Source organism: Acinetobacter sp. ANC 5054 (genome assembly GCF_002135295.1).
In the GTDB taxonomy this organism is placed as follows: Bacteria; Pseudomonadota; Gammaproteobacteria; order Pseudomonadales; family Moraxellaceae; genus Acinetobacter.
The window spans coordinates 212,178-228,145 of sequence record NZ_NEGG01000005.1 but is presented as its reverse complement, the minus strand read 5'-3'; the positions used below and the strand labels follow the sequence as shown (position 1 = coordinate 228,145).

The 15,968-nt window shown below is 40.9% G+C and carries 15 protein-coding genes; 8 read left to right on the top strand and 7 right to left on the bottom strand.

The window, feature by feature from the left end; translation table 11 throughout:
- The first annotated feature begins 461 nt into the window (after positions 1 to 461).
- The 3 genes from B9T33_RS07410 to B9T33_RS07400 are packed head-to-tail and all read left to right on the top strand — an operon-like array spanning position 462 to position 3,796.
- Positions 462 to 2,561: an FUSC family protein gene (locus B9T33_RS07410; RefSeq protein WP_086178293.1), complete on the top strand. Its 2,100-nt coding sequence runs from the start codon at positions 462 to 464 to the stop codon at positions 2,559 to 2,561.
- Entirely contained in the window at positions 2,554 to 2,760 is a 207-nt protein-coding gene (locus B9T33_RS07405) for a DUF1656 domain-containing protein (RefSeq protein ID WP_086178292.1), read from the top strand. The genes B9T33_RS07410 and B9T33_RS07405 overlap by 8 nt, the downstream gene beginning before the upstream one ends.
- Before the next feature lie 31 nt (positions 2,761 to 2,791).
- Positions 2,792 to 3,796: an HlyD family secretion protein gene (locus B9T33_RS07400; protein ID WP_086178291.1), complete on the top strand. Its 1,005-nt coding sequence runs from the start codon at positions 2,792 to 2,794 to the stop codon at positions 3,794 to 3,796.
- A 107-nt stretch (positions 3,797 to 3,903) separates the two neighbouring features.
- Here the strand turns inward: B9T33_RS07400 and ruvX are convergent, their stop codons facing one another.
- Both ruvX and B9T33_RS07390 read right to left on the bottom strand, forming a co-directional pair.
- Positions 3,904 to 4,347, bottom strand: coding sequence for a Holliday junction resolvase RuvX (gene ruvX / locus B9T33_RS07395; RefSeq protein ID WP_086178290.1), 444 nt, complete (start codon positions 4,345 to 4,347; stop codon positions 3,904 to 3,906).
- Positions 4,340 to 4,894: a YqgE/AlgH family protein gene (locus B9T33_RS07390; protein ID WP_086178289.1), complete on the bottom strand. Its 555-nt coding sequence runs from the start codon at positions 4,892 to 4,894 to the stop codon at positions 4,340 to 4,342. The genes ruvX and B9T33_RS07390 overlap by 8 nt, the downstream gene beginning before the upstream one ends.
- Before the next feature lie 289 nt (positions 4,895 to 5,183).
- On the opposite strand from B9T33_RS07390, the gene B9T33_RS07380 reads away from it, so the two are divergent.
- Entirely contained in the window at positions 5,184 to 5,909 is a 726-nt protein-coding gene (locus B9T33_RS07380; RefSeq protein ID WP_086178287.1) for a hypothetical protein, read from the top strand.
- A gap of 76 nt (positions 5,910 to 5,985) precedes the next feature.
- Here the strand turns inward: B9T33_RS07380 and recN are convergent, their stop codons facing one another.
- A complete protein-coding gene (gene recN / locus B9T33_RS07375) occupies positions 5,986 to 7,647 on the bottom strand; it encodes a DNA repair protein RecN (RefSeq protein ID WP_086178286.1) in 1,662 nt (553 codons plus the stop codon).
- A 607-nt stretch (positions 7,648 to 8,254) separates the two neighbouring features.
- On the opposite strand from recN, the gene B9T33_RS07370 reads away from it, so the two are divergent.
- The 3 genes from B9T33_RS07370 (at position 8,255) to B9T33_RS07360 (ending at position 10,448) form a co-directional block, all read left to right on the top strand.
- On the top strand, positions 8,255 to 8,578 hold the full coding sequence (locus B9T33_RS07370) for a pyrimidine/purine nucleoside phosphorylase (RefSeq protein WP_067763086.1): 324 nt from the start codon (positions 8,255 to 8,257) through the stop codon (positions 8,576 to 8,578).
- A gap of 174 nt (positions 8,579 to 8,752) precedes the next feature.
- Positions 8,753 to 9,502, top strand: a complete 750-nt coding sequence (gene rlmB, locus B9T33_RS07365; RefSeq protein WP_086178285.1) for a 23S rRNA (guanosine(2251)-2'-O)-methyltransferase RlmB — start codon at positions 8,753 to 8,755, stop codon at positions 9,500 to 9,502.
- 25 nt (positions 9,503 to 9,527) lie between these two features.
- The gene (locus tag B9T33_RS07360; RefSeq protein ID WP_086178284.1) at positions 9,528 to 10,448 is read left to right on the top strand and encodes a DMT family transporter; all 921 of its coding nucleotides are present in this window, start codon (positions 9,528 to 9,530) and stop codon (positions 10,446 to 10,448) included.
- 8 nt (positions 10,449 to 10,456) lie between these two features.
- On the opposite strand, the gene coaE is transcribed toward B9T33_RS07360, so the two are convergent.
- From coaE to pilB, 4 genes are read right to left on the bottom strand one after another with little or no spacing between them, the layout of a single operon-like run.
- Positions 10,457 to 11,059, bottom strand: coding sequence for a dephospho-CoA kinase (gene coaE, locus B9T33_RS07355; RefSeq protein ID WP_086178283.1), 603 nt, complete (start codon positions 11,057 to 11,059; stop codon positions 10,457 to 10,459).
- 9 nt (positions 11,060 to 11,068) lie between these two features.
- The gene (locus B9T33_RS07350) at positions 11,069 to 11,929 is read right to left on the bottom strand and encodes a prepilin peptidase (protein ID WP_086178282.1); all 861 of its coding nucleotides are present in this window, start codon (positions 11,927 to 11,929) and stop codon (positions 11,069 to 11,071) included.
- A complete protein-coding gene (locus B9T33_RS07345; RefSeq protein WP_086178281.1) occupies positions 11,929 to 13,155 on the bottom strand; it encodes a type II secretion system F family protein in 1,227 nt (408 codons plus the stop codon). The genes B9T33_RS07350 and B9T33_RS07345 overlap by 1 nt, the downstream gene beginning before the upstream one ends.
- Positions 13,156 to 13,187: 32 nt before the next feature.
- The gene (gene pilB, locus B9T33_RS07340; RefSeq protein WP_086178280.1) at positions 13,188 to 14,894 is read right to left on the bottom strand and encodes a type IV-A pilus assembly ATPase PilB; all 1,707 of its coding nucleotides are present in this window, start codon (positions 14,892 to 14,894) and stop codon (positions 13,188 to 13,190) included.
- Between the two features lie 274 nt (positions 14,895 to 15,168).
- Between pilB and tpiA the strand changes: the two genes are divergently transcribed.
- Entirely contained in the window at positions 15,169 to 15,960 is a 792-nt protein-coding gene (gene tpiA, locus B9T33_RS07335) for a triose-phosphate isomerase (RefSeq protein ID WP_086178279.1), read from the top strand.
- Positions 15,961 to 15,968 lie beyond the last annotated feature (8 nt).

Here is a 15,968-nt window from a genome sequence, read left to right as displayed (position 1 = left end):
GAACCTGCTTGGTCAAAATAAAAAATCAATGGATAAGTTACTTTATAACAAATTGTGTTGTTTGATGCTGCGCTTTTCTGAGATATCGTTCAAACAATGTTGAAAAGAAAATAACTTAAATGATGCATTTGAGAAACTTATATAAAAAAAGAAAAAGATGCATGTTAAAATTAGACGTATTATCAAATGGAGATATTTATATTGACAAAAATAATATTTTTTGACAATATTGTATTGAAAATATCCTATATTGAATAAATATTATGCATTTTCATAATGTGTGAGAAATATTCCCTTTATTTTTTATTCGAGCGCTATTAAGCGCTTTTGAATGATTGCTTTTCAATTAAACGAAATCCCACTGAATCCTGTGTCCAATCTCAGGTACTTTTGTTGAATGCGTAAGCATTCGATGCGATTCCGTTTTCACTTAAAAAAGAAACTTGAGATCGAGGACAATCATGCTGCTCACGAAACAATTACTCGCTTTTCGGCCAACCAAGTTGGACTGGATTTTTGCGACTAAGACATTCTTGGCTGGCATGCTTGCGCTCTATGTCGCTTTCGCACTCAATTTGGCTTATCCCATTTGGGCAATTGGGACGGTTTTCGTTATTGCCAATCCCTATTCAGGGATGACCTCCTCCAAAAGCCTCTATCGGGTTTTGGGCACATTTTTAGGTGCAGCCGTCTCTGTTATTGCCTTGCCACATTTGATTCATATGCCCGTACTATTCACGGTCTTTTTGGCGGTGTGGGTCGGTATCTGTCTGTATTTATCTTTATTAGACCGAACGCCACGTAGCTATGTTTCGATGTTAGCAGGTTATACCGCAGTCATTATTTGCTATAACGTAGTGTATTTCATTGATACGGCCTCTATTTTTGACATGGCAGTAGGTCGTTTTCTTGAAATTACTGTGGGTGTGTTAAGTAGTGCAGTGGTGACCACGACCATTTTTCCCATGCATATTGGACCTGCGGTTGAAACCCGCGTGTCTAAAACGCTGGATGATACCAAAACGATTTTTGACAAAATTTTATCTGATCCTTCACAACTGGATGATTACTCACAAGCGCTTGGCAATATTGCCCGCGATATTGCCGATATTCATGTCATGGCAGTGCATTTGTCCTATGAGAAATCGACTTTAAAAGGTATGACACGGCCCTTACAAGAAATGCTTAATCAATTGAGTTTGTTGGTGAGTAACTTGGTGGCAATGTCAGAACGCATGAAACAGTTAGATCAGCTGGATCCAAACTATCGTGCGGCATTGGATCAGGCGCATGCGCATATTGTTGAATTTTTAAAAGATCAGCACGACATTGATGAAGCGACGCTTAATCAGTTACCAGAACGCTTTGAACAAGATTTTAAACATCTTCAAGCACAGGCTTTGCCTTCACAGCAAGTGATGTTAGGAAGCTTGAAAATGGATATTCGACATTTTATTCAAAATATCCGTGCTATCCGTTTGCTTTGGCAACGGGTGAAGCAAGGTGATTCGACTTTTCCAGTCACCATGATGGCAATGAATAGTGTGAGTTATCCCACTTTGCATCGTGATGCTGGGGTTGCCATACGTGGCGGGATTTCAGCCTGCATCATTATTTTGATTTCAACTGGATTTTGGATCATGAGTGGCTGGAAGGCCGGATTTATGATGGCTGAAATGGCTGCAATTAGTGCCTGTATTTTAACGGCAATGGATAACCCTGTGCCTGCATTGAAAATGTTTATTCGCGGCAATATTTATGCAGCATTTTTCGTTTTTCTGTATGCCTATGGAATTTTCCCGCATATCACTGAATTTTGGCAATTATTTATCGTACTAGCGCCATTTGTGATGTTCTGTCTGATGCTATTTTTGCATCCACCATTAATCGGGATTAGCTTGCCTGTTTTGATGGGAACCATCATGGGCTTGAATTTTCAAAACCGTTATTCTCTTGACCAAATACTTTTCTTTGACGCCTCTATTGGTACGGTGTTGGGCCCAATTATTTCAGTCTTTATTATCAATTTGGTTCGCGCCATGTCGCCCGATATTACGGCACAGCGTATTTTGGCACAGCACTATAAAGCGATTCGTCAGGCGTTGTATTTACCATATGGGTTACAGTTCCGCATCCATTTACGGAGCATGCTCGACCGAATCGGGGTGTTAAATACCAAAATGGTTCAGTCTGCCAAATTGAAACAATACATCCAATTGGCACTGGTTGAGTCGAGTGCGGTGATTGATTTAACCCGTATTCAAGAATTGGCGAACAAGTTAGAGCCTGAAAGCGATGTGATAAATGGTTTAGAAGCGTTACAGCAAGATTTAGATGATTATTTCCGAGCAAAAGAAAACAATCAAAAAAATGTTTTAGCAAATTTATTACAGCAGATTGTGAACAAAATTAACCATCTGAATATTGCCGCAGCGGATATTAAAAATGTCGATGTTGCACAGCGTATTCAATATTCCCTAAATAATATTCAAAGCAGTTTGTGTCATGTTTCGTCACAAGTGCCAGAACAGGATCAGCGCATAGAGGCAATTCATGGGTGAGCTTAATATTTATGGCGTGTATGTCCCGATTCTATTGATTCAAGCGATTTTGGCATATCTGATTTTACGTGTGTTGATGCGTATAGCCGACCGCTTTGTCGATCCAGATTGGGTGCCGATGCCAAATATCTTTTACCTGTGTGTATTTGTCATGCTGCTTTGGCTAGTGCATTGGTTATTTATTGTCTGCCAGTTCTAGTCGAAAAAATTGAAATGATTGAGGTAAATCTATGACAACTGTAAATGTGCGTAAATATGCTCGGCCAATATTGCTGATCATTGTGGCATGTGTGGCCTTACTCGCGATTAAACATATTTGGGACTATTACAACTCTGAGCCTTGGACACGTGATGGACGTGTGCGTGGTGATGTAATCCAAGTCTCTTCTGATGTGTCAGGTTTGGTTACGGATGTTTTGGTACAAGATAACCAGCAAGTGAAAAAGGGTCAGGTCTTATTCCGTATTGATGTAGCACGTCAAGCCTTAGATGTGGAGCAAGCCAAATCTGACCTTGCCAAAGCCAAGGCGGGTTTGGCGGGTGCTGAAGCACAATTGGCAGAATCCAAAGCGAATTTGGTGAAATCACAAGCCAACATTAATCTTGCAGATAAAAATGCCAACCGTTATTCAGACCTAATGGATGGTGCAATTTCAAAACAAGAACAAGATCAAATGTTTGCAGTACGAGATCAATCACATGCAGAGCATGAACAATCTGCTGCTGCCATTGAACAAGCCAAAGCCAGTGTGGTTCAACAGAAAGCCTTGATTGAAGTCGCGACCAGTAATTTACATTTGGCTGAACTGAATTTAAAACGTTCAGAAGTAGTCGCACCGACCGATGGAACCTTATCCAACTTTGAGCTCAAAGCAGGGAACTATGTGAAAGTGGGTCAAGCTGTCGCTGCTTTAATTGACCGTCAACAATTGTATGTTGTGGGTTATTTTGAAGAAACTAAACTTGATAAAATCTATGTGGGTGCACCGGCAACGATTCAATTGATGGGAAGTTCTGAAACCTATAAAGGTCATGTACAAGGTGTGGCAACAGGGATTGAAGACCGTGAACGAACCTCAACAGATGGTTTACTTGCCAATGTAAACCCAACCTTTAGCTGGGTCCGTCTTGCACAGCGGGTACCCGTTAAAATCATGTTAGATGAAGTTCCACATGATCAATTGGCATTTGTTGCAGGTCGTACAGCAACGGTGCATATTGTGGATAAAAACTAAGTTATCCCCAATCATTTCATTGGTGGCAGATAAAGAAATTCATTTGCCATAAAAAAAGCATCTCTAAACGAGATGCTTTTTTTATGGTTTTCAAATCAAAGGAGCTTTTAAGGTTTTAAACCTACTGGATTTCTAAACCAACTTTCAATAAACAGTGCTGCTGCAAGACTATCCGCAGAGAGTTTTTTAGCACGACCTTGGGCTTGATAATGATCTAATTCATCACGGGCTTCACGCGTGGTCAGACGCTCATCAACCATAAATGTTTCAATATTGGTTTGATGGCGTAAGCGACGGGCAAATTTACGTGCGCGGGTTGAAAGTTCAGATTCACTGTCGTCCATATTGAGAGGTAAGCCGACAATAAATAAGTCAGGTTGATATTGCTTTACAATTTTCAGCAAATTGTCCCAATTCGGAATGCCGTCTTTCATCGGGAAGAGTGGCAGGGGATTTGCACTTTCAATCAAGGCTTGTCCTACTGCCATTCCTGTCTTTTGTGTGCCAAAGTCAAAGGCCATTATCATTTGATATTGCGGTAAATCAGGCATGTCCAATCTCAGATGACAACCACATGCGGTCTACGCCCATCTTTTTATAGGCAGCATCCCAACGGTCGTCATAAGGTAAGTTAAATATTAAATCCATGTCTGAGTCGCAAATCAGCCAATCGCCACGAGCGATTTCTTCTTCTAACTGGCTTTTACCCCAGCTGGCATAGCCGAGCGCAACTTGATAACGTCCCACGCCTTCGTTGTGTGCAATCGCATCTAAAATATCTTTAGACGTGGTAATACACACATTTTCACCGACTGCGATGGAAGAGTGCCATGTAGGTTGACCGGTATGAAGAACAAAACCTGCCTCAGGGCGCAAGGGGCCGCCTTGCAACACTTCATGAGGATGCACATTATCCGCTTCAATTTCCAAATCATTCAAGAGTTCTTTGATTTGTAAGCCCGAAGGACGGTTAATAATGATGCCTTGTGCGCCGTCTTCATCATGTCGCGCCAAATAAATAACAGTGTGGGCAAAAAATTCATCATTTATTTCTGGCGGAGCGATCAGGCAGCGATGTGTTAGGTATTGTTTAGTCACCTAATGGCTTCTCCTTGTTATGATTTCAATCATTCTAATCTCTATATAATGATCAACATACTAGAGTCAAAGCCTTTCAACAATGAGTTTTTATGCAAAAAACAATTTGATGAAGGTCAGGGTTTTATCTTTGGATTGAATGTGACTAAGAGAAACATCCTAAACAATGCAATGAATTGGATACAGACGCTATCAGGATCATCACAGAATTCTCTTAATTTTCAGCTAAATTTCTTGCTAAAATTTTCCAAAACTTAAACGTGTTTTGCATCAGCATGAAGGATAAAAAATGAAAAAAATCAATACATGGATCTGCATTGGTCTAATGAGCACCCTTTCAAGTTTAAGTTTTGCAAATGTTCAGAGCTTACAAAAGCAAGAATCTCAAGTACTCCAAAAATTTAAGCAGCAGAATTTCTATGAGGTCAATGTTGATATAGAAAGTGCAGTTGTAGACATTATTTCAGCTGATCAGAGCAGTTTTAATTATGATTTTCCTGCGTTGACCGAGCAAGGCTATGTACGTATCCAATATTCGCCTGACAAAAAACTGAAGTTTTATACCTTTGATATTTCGGGTGGCGGCACCATGGGGGAGTGGGATAGCTATGTGCAGTACTACACAGGTAAAACCCAACATGTAGATCAGTTTGATTCAGGTTCGATCAATCAGATTCAACCTGTGCGCATAAACAATAAAGTCGTGTATTTGGTGCGTAGCTATTACAAAGGCGATAGCTGTTCAGGGATGCATCACGTCCGTGCGGTTGAAGTAGGTCCAAAGCAATTACTAAAATCCTATGTCTTTAAAACCAAGCAAAAAAACCTAGATGAAATTTCAGTCGATTATGATTGCCACTACGATCAAGACAGAAGCTCAAGTCAAAACTATTTAAAAGTTGGTCCTAAACATGTGGATGTGATGTTATTAAATGAAAACTATCAGCCACAACAGAAGTATTTACGCTATAGCTTGGGCTCAAAAGGTTATGTCTATCAAGGGATTGTTAAATAACTGTCGTATCACAAGTGATAAAAAAGCCTTAGTCAAAGTGAACTAAGGCTTTTTTATGCATGACATTTACGGTGATTTAGCTGTGCTGAAATTTTAATTGGCGTAAGTGTTTGGCATGTTGCAATGTGGTGTCACTAATTTCAACACCACCTGTCATGCGAGCAAGTTCCTGAATTCGATCGTCTTCTTCAAGTTCGATAATCGTACTGCTGGCAGGGTCGGTTTGACGCTTCTTCACCAACAAGTGCTGATCAGATTGCGCTGCAACTTGCGCTTGATGCGTGATACATAGAATTTGCACATGTTGCGCAAGGTCTGCCAATAAACGGCCCACAATTTCAGCTGTACCACCACTGATCCCGACATCAATTTCATCGAAGACCAAGACTTCCGAATCGGTTTTTTCCGCATTCATCACCTGCATCACGAGTGCAATACGAGATAATTCACCACCCGATGCCACGCGAGCTAAAGGCTGCGCAGGAATACCTTTGTTGGCTGTGAATAACAGCTGAATAAAGCTTAAACCTTCACTCGATACATGTTCAAGCGGCTCAAATTTAAATTCAAAATGCGCTTCAGGCAGTGCGAGTTGTTTGACTTGCTCGGTTAATTGTTTAGCCAATGGGACAGCAGCGTCTCGGCGTATTTGATCCAAATGCTCAGCTTTGGCAATGAAGTCTTGATGAGAAACTTCGACTTGTTCTGCCAACGTTTCAGGATCTTCAAGTTGATGTAGTTGCTCTAACTCAAGTTGCCATGCTTCGTATTCTTGTTTTAAATCTTCAGGCTGGCTGCGATATTTACGGGCTAAACGATGGAAAACTTCCAGTTTGGTATTTAATTCTTCCATGCGCTCTGGATCGAAGCTTTGACGATCAATGAATTGACGTAAATTGCTGGTCGCATCTTCAATTTCACTTTGTGCATTGAGTAATGAGGTATAAATTTCAGAAAGCTGTTCGCTACGTCCGGCATGCGATTCAATGCGACGAATAATCGTGCCTATTTCCTGATTAATATTTTGTTCTGCATCATCCAAAGCATTTAAGCCATAACTGCAATCCTGCATGATGTGTTCATGATGGCTAAGGCGGTCAAATTCCTGTTCAATGTCTTTATAGTCGGTTTGCACCACGTCTTCGAGTTCTTCGAGTTGCAACTCTAAGGTTTCAATGCGTTGTTTACGTGTCGCTTGAGCATCCAGCGCCGCTTGATGCTGACGAATGTCTTTTTGCCATTTGCTGTAGGCATCTCGAACTTCTTGAGCAGGTTGGTAAAAATTATAATAACGGTCAAGCCAGTGCTTTGGATAAGGCGGTTCGAGCAATTGTTGCTGGCTGTGCTGGCTATAAAGTTGTACCAACAAACGCCCAATTTCTTTCAATTCTGACAGGCTGCTTGGACGTCCATTAATCCATGCTTTGCTGCGACCTGTAGCAAAGATGACACGGCGTAAATGAATTTCACCTGATTCATCATCAAGTTCATGTTCTTTTAACCATAAGGCTTCAGGACTTTGTTCTTGATAGCTAAACGTGGCTGTCACATCAGCTTTATCTGATCCATACCGTACGTAATTGGTATCTATACGTTCACCTAAACATGCCGATAATGCATCTAAAAGTAATGACTTACCTGCACCTGTTTCACCTGTCAGCACATTGAAGCCTTGTTCAATGTCGATGGCTAGGTGGTCAGCGAGTGCAAAATTGATCAGAGTTAAATGTGTCAGCATAAACGCATCCAAGCTGCGAAAAGTGTGAGTTAAAGATAATTAAGTTTTGTTTGGGTCACAAGACCAGATTTTATTTTAAGATGACATCAAACAGAACAATTCTATATTAAATCAAATATAAACATGAAAAATCTTTGCTGTATTTCATTTTTACTACCTTAGGCGTCATTTTTTGATTTTTGCATTGTCTTTAGAATGCAATCAATCTAATTTAAGCTCAGAGAAAGCATTATTTCTGACGAAATTATTATCGACGAAATTATGAAGTAGAAATTCAAAATCATGTTTAATTCATGTCGTGGATTTTATTTCAGTGCTGTTTGGAACGGAGAATAAATACTTTTGGGCTAAATTTTCTGTTCACTCTATATAAATATCGAGATTGAACTTTAGTGGATGAAACAAAAAACTATTTTGTACTCGGGGACGGCCTAATTTAAACTTTGGGCCAGTGATGTGATGTAGAAATGTAGCTTAAGTGCGGTGTTTCACAGTTTTTTTTAAATATTCGATCACACGGTTTAAACATGGATTGATTAGTTATTGCTGCACAATTAAACTACATTCATCAAAATATTAAAAAATATGCTTTATCTGGAGAAAACGCATGTCAGCACAGTTTGATCATGTATCTGTAATCAAAAAATCAAATGTTTACTTTGGCGGTTTATGCATCAGCCATACTGTGCAATTTGAAGATGGAACGAAGAAAACACTGGGCGTGTTACTTCCAACTGAACAAGCACTGACTTTTGAAACACATGTTCCTGAACGTATGGAAATTATTTCAGGCGAATGCCGTGTTCAAATTGCTGACAGCGAAGAAAGCGAATTGTTCCGTGCAGGTCAATCTTTCTATGTTCCAGGGAACAGTCGCTTCAAGATTGAAACAGATGAAGTGCTCGATTATGTGTGCCATTTAGAAGGCTAATCATTCAGCGCATTTAGGCACAGTTTTTTTAACTTGAATCGGTTAAACTACGTGCCAAGCATTAATCCTGTAAAGCTTGCTTTGCAGGATTTTTCGTTTTTGTATTTTGAGTTGTTCGGGGAGTAATTTCCCCATGTCGTTGTTTTTCGCAGTTTTCAAATTTAGAGGTCGTTCATGGCAAAACCGGAATATTTTTATGGCGTTCATGCAGTGGAGTCATTACTGGAGATTGAGCCAGAACGAGTTTTAACTTTGTTTGCTTTAAAAGGGCGTGAAGATCAACGTTTAAAACGTATTTTTGAATTGGCTGAACCCTTTGGTGTGTCCATTCAAAAAGCCAGCCGTGACAGTTTGGAAAAATTAGCAGGACAGCCGTTTCACCAAGGTGTCGTGGCTGCGGTGCGTCCACATCCTGTCTTAAATGAAAAAGACTTAGATGCATTGCTTCAAGCCAATCCAAATGCCTTGTTGTTGGCTCTAGATCATATTACCGATCCGCATAACTTAGGTGCGTGTATTCGTACCGCTGCAGCAATGGGCGTTGAAGCCGTGATTTCACCGCGTGACCGTTCAGCAACGTTGACACCAACCGCGCGTAAAGTGGCTGCAGGTGGTGCTGAAAAAGTGAAGTTTATTCAAGTGACCAATTTGGCTCGTACTTTAGGTGCAATTAAAGAAGACTTTAATGTACGTGTAGTAGGTACGATGCTGGATGAAAAAGCATTACCTATTCAAAAGTTTGATTTTACAGGTACGGGTGTATGTGTGGTCATGGGTGCTGAAGATACAGGCTTACGCCCAATTACCCAAAGCCAATGTGATCAAACGGTGTATATTCCAATGGCGGGCAATTTACAAAGTTTAAATGTGAGTGTGGCAACAGGTATGGCGCTGTATGAAGCATGTCGTCAACGCAATCTCTAATTTTAAAAGTTAAAAAGAAACGCTTATGTCTCCCCAGAAGCAAGGGTACTTCTATGTCCTCATTACTATGTGTATTTGGGGCGGATTTACCTTAACCGCACGCTTAAGTGCCAATTGGGGCATCAGTGCTTGGGATATAACTGCATTGCGGTTTGCCCTCGCATTTTGTATTTTGATGCCGATTTTAATCTATAAAAAAGACACTGCTTTTTTATGGAAAAAAGAACCTTTTATTTTGGCAATGTTAGGCGGTGTTACATATTGCTTAACGGCGTATAGTGCTTTTCATTTTGCGCCAGCCGCACATGCGGCTATTTTTCTAAATGGATGTATTCCGCTCTGTACAGCAGTTGCAGCATATCTCTTGTTTAAACAACCGATCGATAAACACACATGGATTAGTGTGTTGATTATGGTTTCTGCGATTGGCCTAATGAGTTTCTTGATGTACCAGGAGACGGGCGTAGCCTTTGGTCTTGGTGATTTCCTCTTTTTCCTGAGCGCAATTTGGTGGGGCGTGTTTACTGTTTTATTGAAACAGTGGAAGCTCTCGGCTTGGCATGCTATGGCCGGTGTTGCAATTTGGTCTGCGATCGTATTTGTGCCGATTTACTTGCTGTTTTTCCCTAAACATTGGTCGGATCCAGAGCCGATGCAGTTAGTGGGGCAGGTCATTTTCCATGGCATTTTTGTGGTGATTATTGCGACCTTGACGTATGTAGAAGCGATTAAACGTCTAGGTGCTTTTAAAGCAGGTAGTATCGTGACTCTGGCACCATTTATCGCTGCGATTTTAGCAGTACCGCTGTTAAATGAGCCATTAAATGTCGCGATCATCTGCGGTTTGCTTGGCATGGGGATTGGCGCGATTCAACCGTGGAAATGGTTGGGACGCAAAGATAGTTTGCAACAGCAAATCGAACAACAAAAAAAGCAGTCTAAATAGACTGCTTTTTATTGCGTTTCGGCGAGTGCCAAATAAGCTAAATGTAAGGGGCGAAGTTGTGCATAGAGATGATCTAAATGACCGTCATTTAAGACAATATCGTTAGCAAATTTTTGTTTTTCAGAGCGTGGCATTTGTGCCTGAATAATCTTTTGGATTTGTTCAATATTCTGGCTATCTCGAGTCGAAGCGCGCTGAATTTGTAATTGCTCCGTAGCATCAATGAGCAACGTACGTTGGGTTAATTTGTGTTGATTGGTCTCATATAACAGGGGAGATACCAAAATCACATAGGGGCTTGTGGCTTGTGCAAGTTGCTGAATAATGGATAAGCGGATTGCAGGGTGGGTAATCGCTTCAAGAGCATGACGTGCCGAGGGCTCTTTAAAAATATGTTCACGAAGCGCGCGACGATTGAGTTCACCATTGTTCATTAAGACCCAATCACCAAAATGTTGTTGAATTGCAGTGAGTGCTGGTTGACCAATTTCTACGATTTCACGCGCGACAACATCGGCGTCGACAACGGTTATGCCTTGGCGTTCAAACCAATTGCTAGCGGCTGATTTACCACTACCAATTCCACCTGTTAAACCCAAGACAAATGACATGTAATAACCTTACTGACCGAGATAAATTTTCATAATTTGATCACCCCAAAGAAATGCAATCCAACCTGCGATGGCGATGTATGGGCCAAATGCAAAAGGCTGATTCTCTTTACGGATTTTCAATAGAATAATCCCGATAATGGCACCAACAAGCGATGAGAGCAAGACGATTAATGGTAATAGGAGTGGTCCCATCCATGCGCCTAATGCAGCTAAAAGTTTAAAGTCTCCATAACCCATTCCCTCTTTGCCGGTAATGATTTTAAACAGATAGTACACAATCCATAAGCATAAGAAGCCAATGATATAACCCCAAATCGCAGAAGTTGCAGAGGTGTATATCGCATAACTATTAATGCCTAGCCCAAGTGCTGCAAGCGGTAGGGTGAAGCGATCCGGTAATAGTTGTGTATCAAAATCTATAAAGGTCAGTGCAATTAGGACATAGGTCAACACTAAACCAAAGAGCATTTGTAAGGTCGGACCAAAAACTGCAACCACAATTAATCCGCACACAGCGGTGAGGGCTTCAATCAATGGATAACGTGGGCTAATCGGATTATGACAGGTGCCACATTTTCCACGTAGTGCCAACCAGCTCAGTACGGGGATATTTTGATACCAGCGGATTGCATTGTGACATTTTGGACATGTTGATGCAGGTTTGCTGAGGGTGATCTTACTTTCATCAATGATGGGTTGGTCAGGATGCAAGAATAATTGGCAATCTGTACGCCATTCTTGTTCCATCATTTTCGGGGTGCGGTAAATTACCACATTTAAAAAACTACCAATACACAGACTAAAAATTCCAACTGCGATATAGAGCGCAGTTGGGGTATTGATTAAATAACTGATTAATTCTTGCATTACACCACAGAACCCATTTGGAAAATTGGAAGGTACATTGCAATCACGAGTCCACCCACAAGCACACCAAGCACTGCCATAATTAAGGGTTCCATCATGGAAGTTAAACCATCAACCGCATTGTCGACTTCATTTTCATAGTGAGTTGCGACTTTGTCGAGCATGGCGTCTAGTGCACCCGATTCTTCACCAATCGCGACCATTTGAACGGCCATAGATGGGAACTTATCCGTGACCCGCATAGCAAACTGTAATTGCTGACCAGTTGCCACATCTTCTCGAATTTTCATTACCGCTGTTTCATAAACCACGTTGTTCGTTGCGCCAGCAGTGGATTCAAGTGCGTCAATTAAGGGTACACCAGCTGCAAAGGTTGTAGCTAAAGTACGACTATAGCGGGCAATAATGGCTTTATAGACCAAGTCACCAAAAATGGGTGCTTTGAGCGCAGCCTTATCCAGAAAATCACGGAAAGCTTTACTGCGTTTTTTCGCTTCCATAAAGCCAGCAATGACAGCACCAATACCAATAATGAGGAAGAACCAGTATTTCTGCATCCATTCAGACATATTGACCACCATTTTGGTGAAAGCAGGTAGGTCAGCACCGAAAGAGGAGAAGAGGTCTTGGAATACAGGAACCACTTTAACCATCAAAATAATTGTCACTACGATTGCAACAACTACAACGGCAGCAGGATATTTCATGGCTTTTTTGATTTTTTGCTTCAGTAACTCACTCTTTTCTTTATAAATCGCAACACGATCAAGCATAGTTTCTAAGGCACCGGATTGTTCGCCGGACTCAACCAAAGAGCAAAAAAGATTGTCAAAATATTGTGGATACTTTCGCAGAGCACCTGCAAAGGTATTACCACCTTCGACCTCACCTTTAATACCGAGTACTACTTCACGCATCGCTGGGTTTTCTAAGCCTTCAGCGACAATTTCGAAACCTTGAACCAAAGGTACACCGGCCTTCATCATGGTCGCAAGCTGACGCGTGAATACTGTGATATCTAACGTCGAAACTCTCTTTTTCATTAACCCTTCGAGAATGTTTTTACGCTTTTCTCGAATGGTTTTAATCGTAATGCCTTGTTTACGTAAAGTGACTTTAGCCAAAGCCATATTACGAGAAGGCATTTCCCCTTTAATTTTCGCCCCTTTACGATCCACACCTTCATAACTGAAGGTTGGCATCATCTGTGCTTTTTTTACAGCCATGAATTTATCCTTATTTTTAAATACTAATTCACTTACTCACTGGTCACACGATTGACTTCTTGAAGTGAAGTCACCCCCTGCATGACCTTAATTAAGCCTGAACGGCGTAAATTGTTAAAACCGGCTTGATTGGAAGCCTTGGCAATTTGTAAAGCATTGCCATCTTCCATAATAATTCTTGAAATTTCAGGTGTGACTTTCATAACTTCATAAATACCGACACGACCTTTATAGCCTTCGCGGCATTCGCCACAACCCACAGGTTGGTAAATTTGAAATTCAGGATTTGCTAAGTCGTCGTCAGCAAAACCCAATTCCAATAAACTTTGTTTTGGGATTTCAACGGCTTCTTTACATTGTGAGCAGAGTCGACGAGCCAGTCGCTGCGCAATGACCAAATTCACTGAAGTTGCAATATTGAAAGAGGGAACACCCATATTACGTAGACGCGTTAAAGTTTCTGGCGCACTATTGGTATGTAGTGTTGACATTACCATATGACCTGTTTGCGCCGCTTTAATTGCAATTTCAGCGGTCTCTAAATCTCGAATCTCCCCGACCATGACAATGTCTGGATCCTGACGAAGGAATGATTTCAAAGCAGCAGAGAAGGTCAGGCCAACTTTATTGTTGACGTTGACCTGATTAATCCCTTCTAAGTTAATTTCGACCGGATCTTCGGCGGTTGAAATATTGGTATCTTCTCGGTTTAAAATATTTAAACCTGTATATAAAGAGACGGTTTTACCTGAACCTGTTGGACCCGTAATCAATAACATGCCTTGCGGTTTTTCTAAGGCCTGCATGAATAAATCTTTTTGTTCTGGTTCATAGCCAAGCGCATCAATACCGAGCATCGCACTCGATGGATCTAGAATACGTAGCACCAGTTTTTCACCGAATAGGGTCGGCAGTGAGTTCACACGGAAGTCGATGGCTTTGGTCTTGGAAAGTTTTAGCTTAATACGACCATCTTGTGGAATTCGTTTTTCAGAAATGTCCATTTGCGACATCACTTTTAAACGCGATGCCAAACGTGTTGCTAATTGGAGTGGGGGATTTGCAATGCTTCTTAAAACACCATCGACACGGTAGCGCACACGATAGGATTTTTCATAAGGTTCAAAATGTAAGTCAGAGGCACCCATACGTATTGCATCAACCAATAACTTATTGATGTATTTTACAATCGGAGCTTCGTCACCCGTTGCATCGTCTTCTTCTTTTTCTGGATCAGGTGTATCTGTATCAAGATCTAAATCAAAATCATCATCAAAATCGAAGGTGCTTTCTTCAGCAAAATTTTGTTCAATCAGTTTTTCAAGTTTGTCATGTTCAACAATAATCGTTTCGGTATTGAGCTTACTACCAAAGCGAATCGCATCTATAGCTTCCACATTGGTGGGATTGCTGATGGCAACAAAAAGAAGATTACCATGTTTGAAAATCGGTAGGATACGATGCTTGGTAATGAGTTTGTCTTCAAATTCATCACGAATAATTAGCGAAGTATCGTAAGTCGAAATATCAAAAACGGGTTCACCAAATTCGACAGAAATCGTCTCGGCAATTAAACCAGAAGATAATTTGTACTCCTGAATTAAGTGTGGAACGATATCTTGATTAGATTTTTTAGCATTTTGTAGCGCTGTCTGCATTTTTTCAGCAGACAGATGCCCCTCGTCAACTAAGCGACGAATAAACCCCGTAAATCTTGGTGAACCTTGAACTGCTGTCATGCTTTTAGATGCCTATGCGTCAGTCTGTTTATAATTGGTATAGCAAAATTATACTTTTGTTGCGTAAAAATACCATATCTGAAAGTGTTGTCACTAGCTAAGAATTGGTAAAAAGCATGAACCAGTCCTTAAATCCGCTATTTTTTTTTCTAAATTGGTAATTCAATATGATTGGCTAGCACATTCAAAATTGTAAAAGTGCTGAAAATTATCATCAAAAATTAGATTTACGTGTAGAATGTGCCCGATTTCATCTTTGTCATGTGGGATAAATATGTCGGGTTCGACGATTACGCCTTGGGTTATTGGGAATTGGAAAATGAACCCAATGCAAGCCGATGCCAGCGCGCTTCTTCAAGATTTTAAACAATTGTTGAATAATCAGAATATTGCAGAAGATTCATGTCATATTGGTGTAGCACCCGTTGCTATTGCTTTAAGTGCCGTACGTGATGAGTTGAAGCAAGCAAATCGTAAAATCCTCACAGTTGCCCAAGACCTTTCTCGCAAAGCGGGTACAGGTGCCTATACAGGTGAAATCAGTGCTGAATTATTAAAAGATAGCGCGATTGAGTTTGTACTGGTGGGTCATTCTGAACGACGTGAAATTTTTGGCGATCATCCCCAAATTATCAATGAAAAAGTGAAAAATGCCTTAAATGCAGGTTTGGGTGTGATTTACTGTGTGGGTGAAAGCTTAGAACAGCGCGAAAGTGGTCAAGCAGAGCATGTTGTTTTACAACAAATTTGTGATATTGCTGCTGTAGTTCAGCCAGCGCAGTGGAAAAGCATTGTGGTTGCTTATGAGCCAATTTGGGCGATTGGCACAGGTAAAACTGCATCTCCCGCAGATGCGCAAGCGATGCACGCGAAAATCCGTGAAGGTTTAAGTCAAATTACCCCAGAAGGGCAGCAGATGGCGATTCTTTATGGTGGTAGTGTAAAACCTGAAAATGCAGTAGAGTTGGCAGCCTGCCCAGATATCAATGGTGCGCTGGTTGGTGGTGCATCATTAAATGCTGAGTCGTTTTATCAAATTGCTCAAGCATTTGCGAATACAAAATAATTAGGAGT

Coding starts and splice junctions, on each gene's coding strand:
- B9T33_RS07410 (WP_086178293.1), top strand. CDS start 462: ATGCTGCTCACGAAACAATTACTCGCTTTTCGGCCAACCAAGTTGGAC.
- B9T33_RS07405 (WP_086178292.1), top strand. CDS start 2,554: ATGGGTGAGCTTAATATTTATGGCGTGTATGTCCCGATTCTATTGATT.
- B9T33_RS07400 (WP_086178291.1), top strand. CDS start 2,792: ATGACAACTGTAAATGTGCGTAAATATGCTCGGCCAATATTGCTGATC.
- ruvX (WP_086178290.1), bottom strand. CDS start 4,347: ATGCCTGATTTACCGCAATATCAAATGATAATGGCCTTTGACTTTGGC.
- B9T33_RS07380 (WP_086178287.1), top strand. CDS start 5,184: ATGAAAAAAATCAATACATGGATCTGCATTGGTCTAATGAGCACCCTT.
- recN (WP_086178286.1), bottom strand. CDS start 7,647: ATGCTGACACATTTAACTCTGATCAATTTTGCACTCGCTGACCACCTA.
- B9T33_RS07370 (WP_067763086.1), top strand. CDS start 8,255: ATGTCAGCACAGTTTGATCATGTATCTGTAATCAAAAAATCAAATGTT.
- rlmB (WP_086178285.1), top strand. CDS start 8,753: ATGGCAAAACCGGAATATTTTTATGGCGTTCATGCAGTGGAGTCATTA.
- B9T33_RS07360 (WP_086178284.1), top strand. CDS start 9,528: ATGTCTCCCCAGAAGCAAGGGTACTTCTATGTCCTCATTACTATGTGT.
- coaE (WP_086178283.1), bottom strand. CDS start 11,059: ATGTCATTTGTCTTGGGTTTAACAGGTGGAATTGGTAGTGGTAAATCA.
- B9T33_RS07350 (WP_086178282.1), bottom strand. CDS start 11,929: ATGCAAGAATTAATCAGTTATTTAATCAATACCCCAACTGCGCTCTAT.
- B9T33_RS07345 (WP_086178281.1), bottom strand. CDS start 13,155: ATGGCTGTAAAAAAAGCACAGATGATGCCAACCTTCAGTTATGAAGGT.
- pilB (WP_086178280.1), bottom strand. CDS start 14,894: ATGACAGCAGTTCAAGGTTCACCAAGATTTACGGGGTTTATTCGTCGC.
- tpiA (WP_086178279.1), top strand. CDS start 15,169: ATGTCGGGTTCGACGATTACGCCTTGGGTTATTGGGAATTGGAAAATG.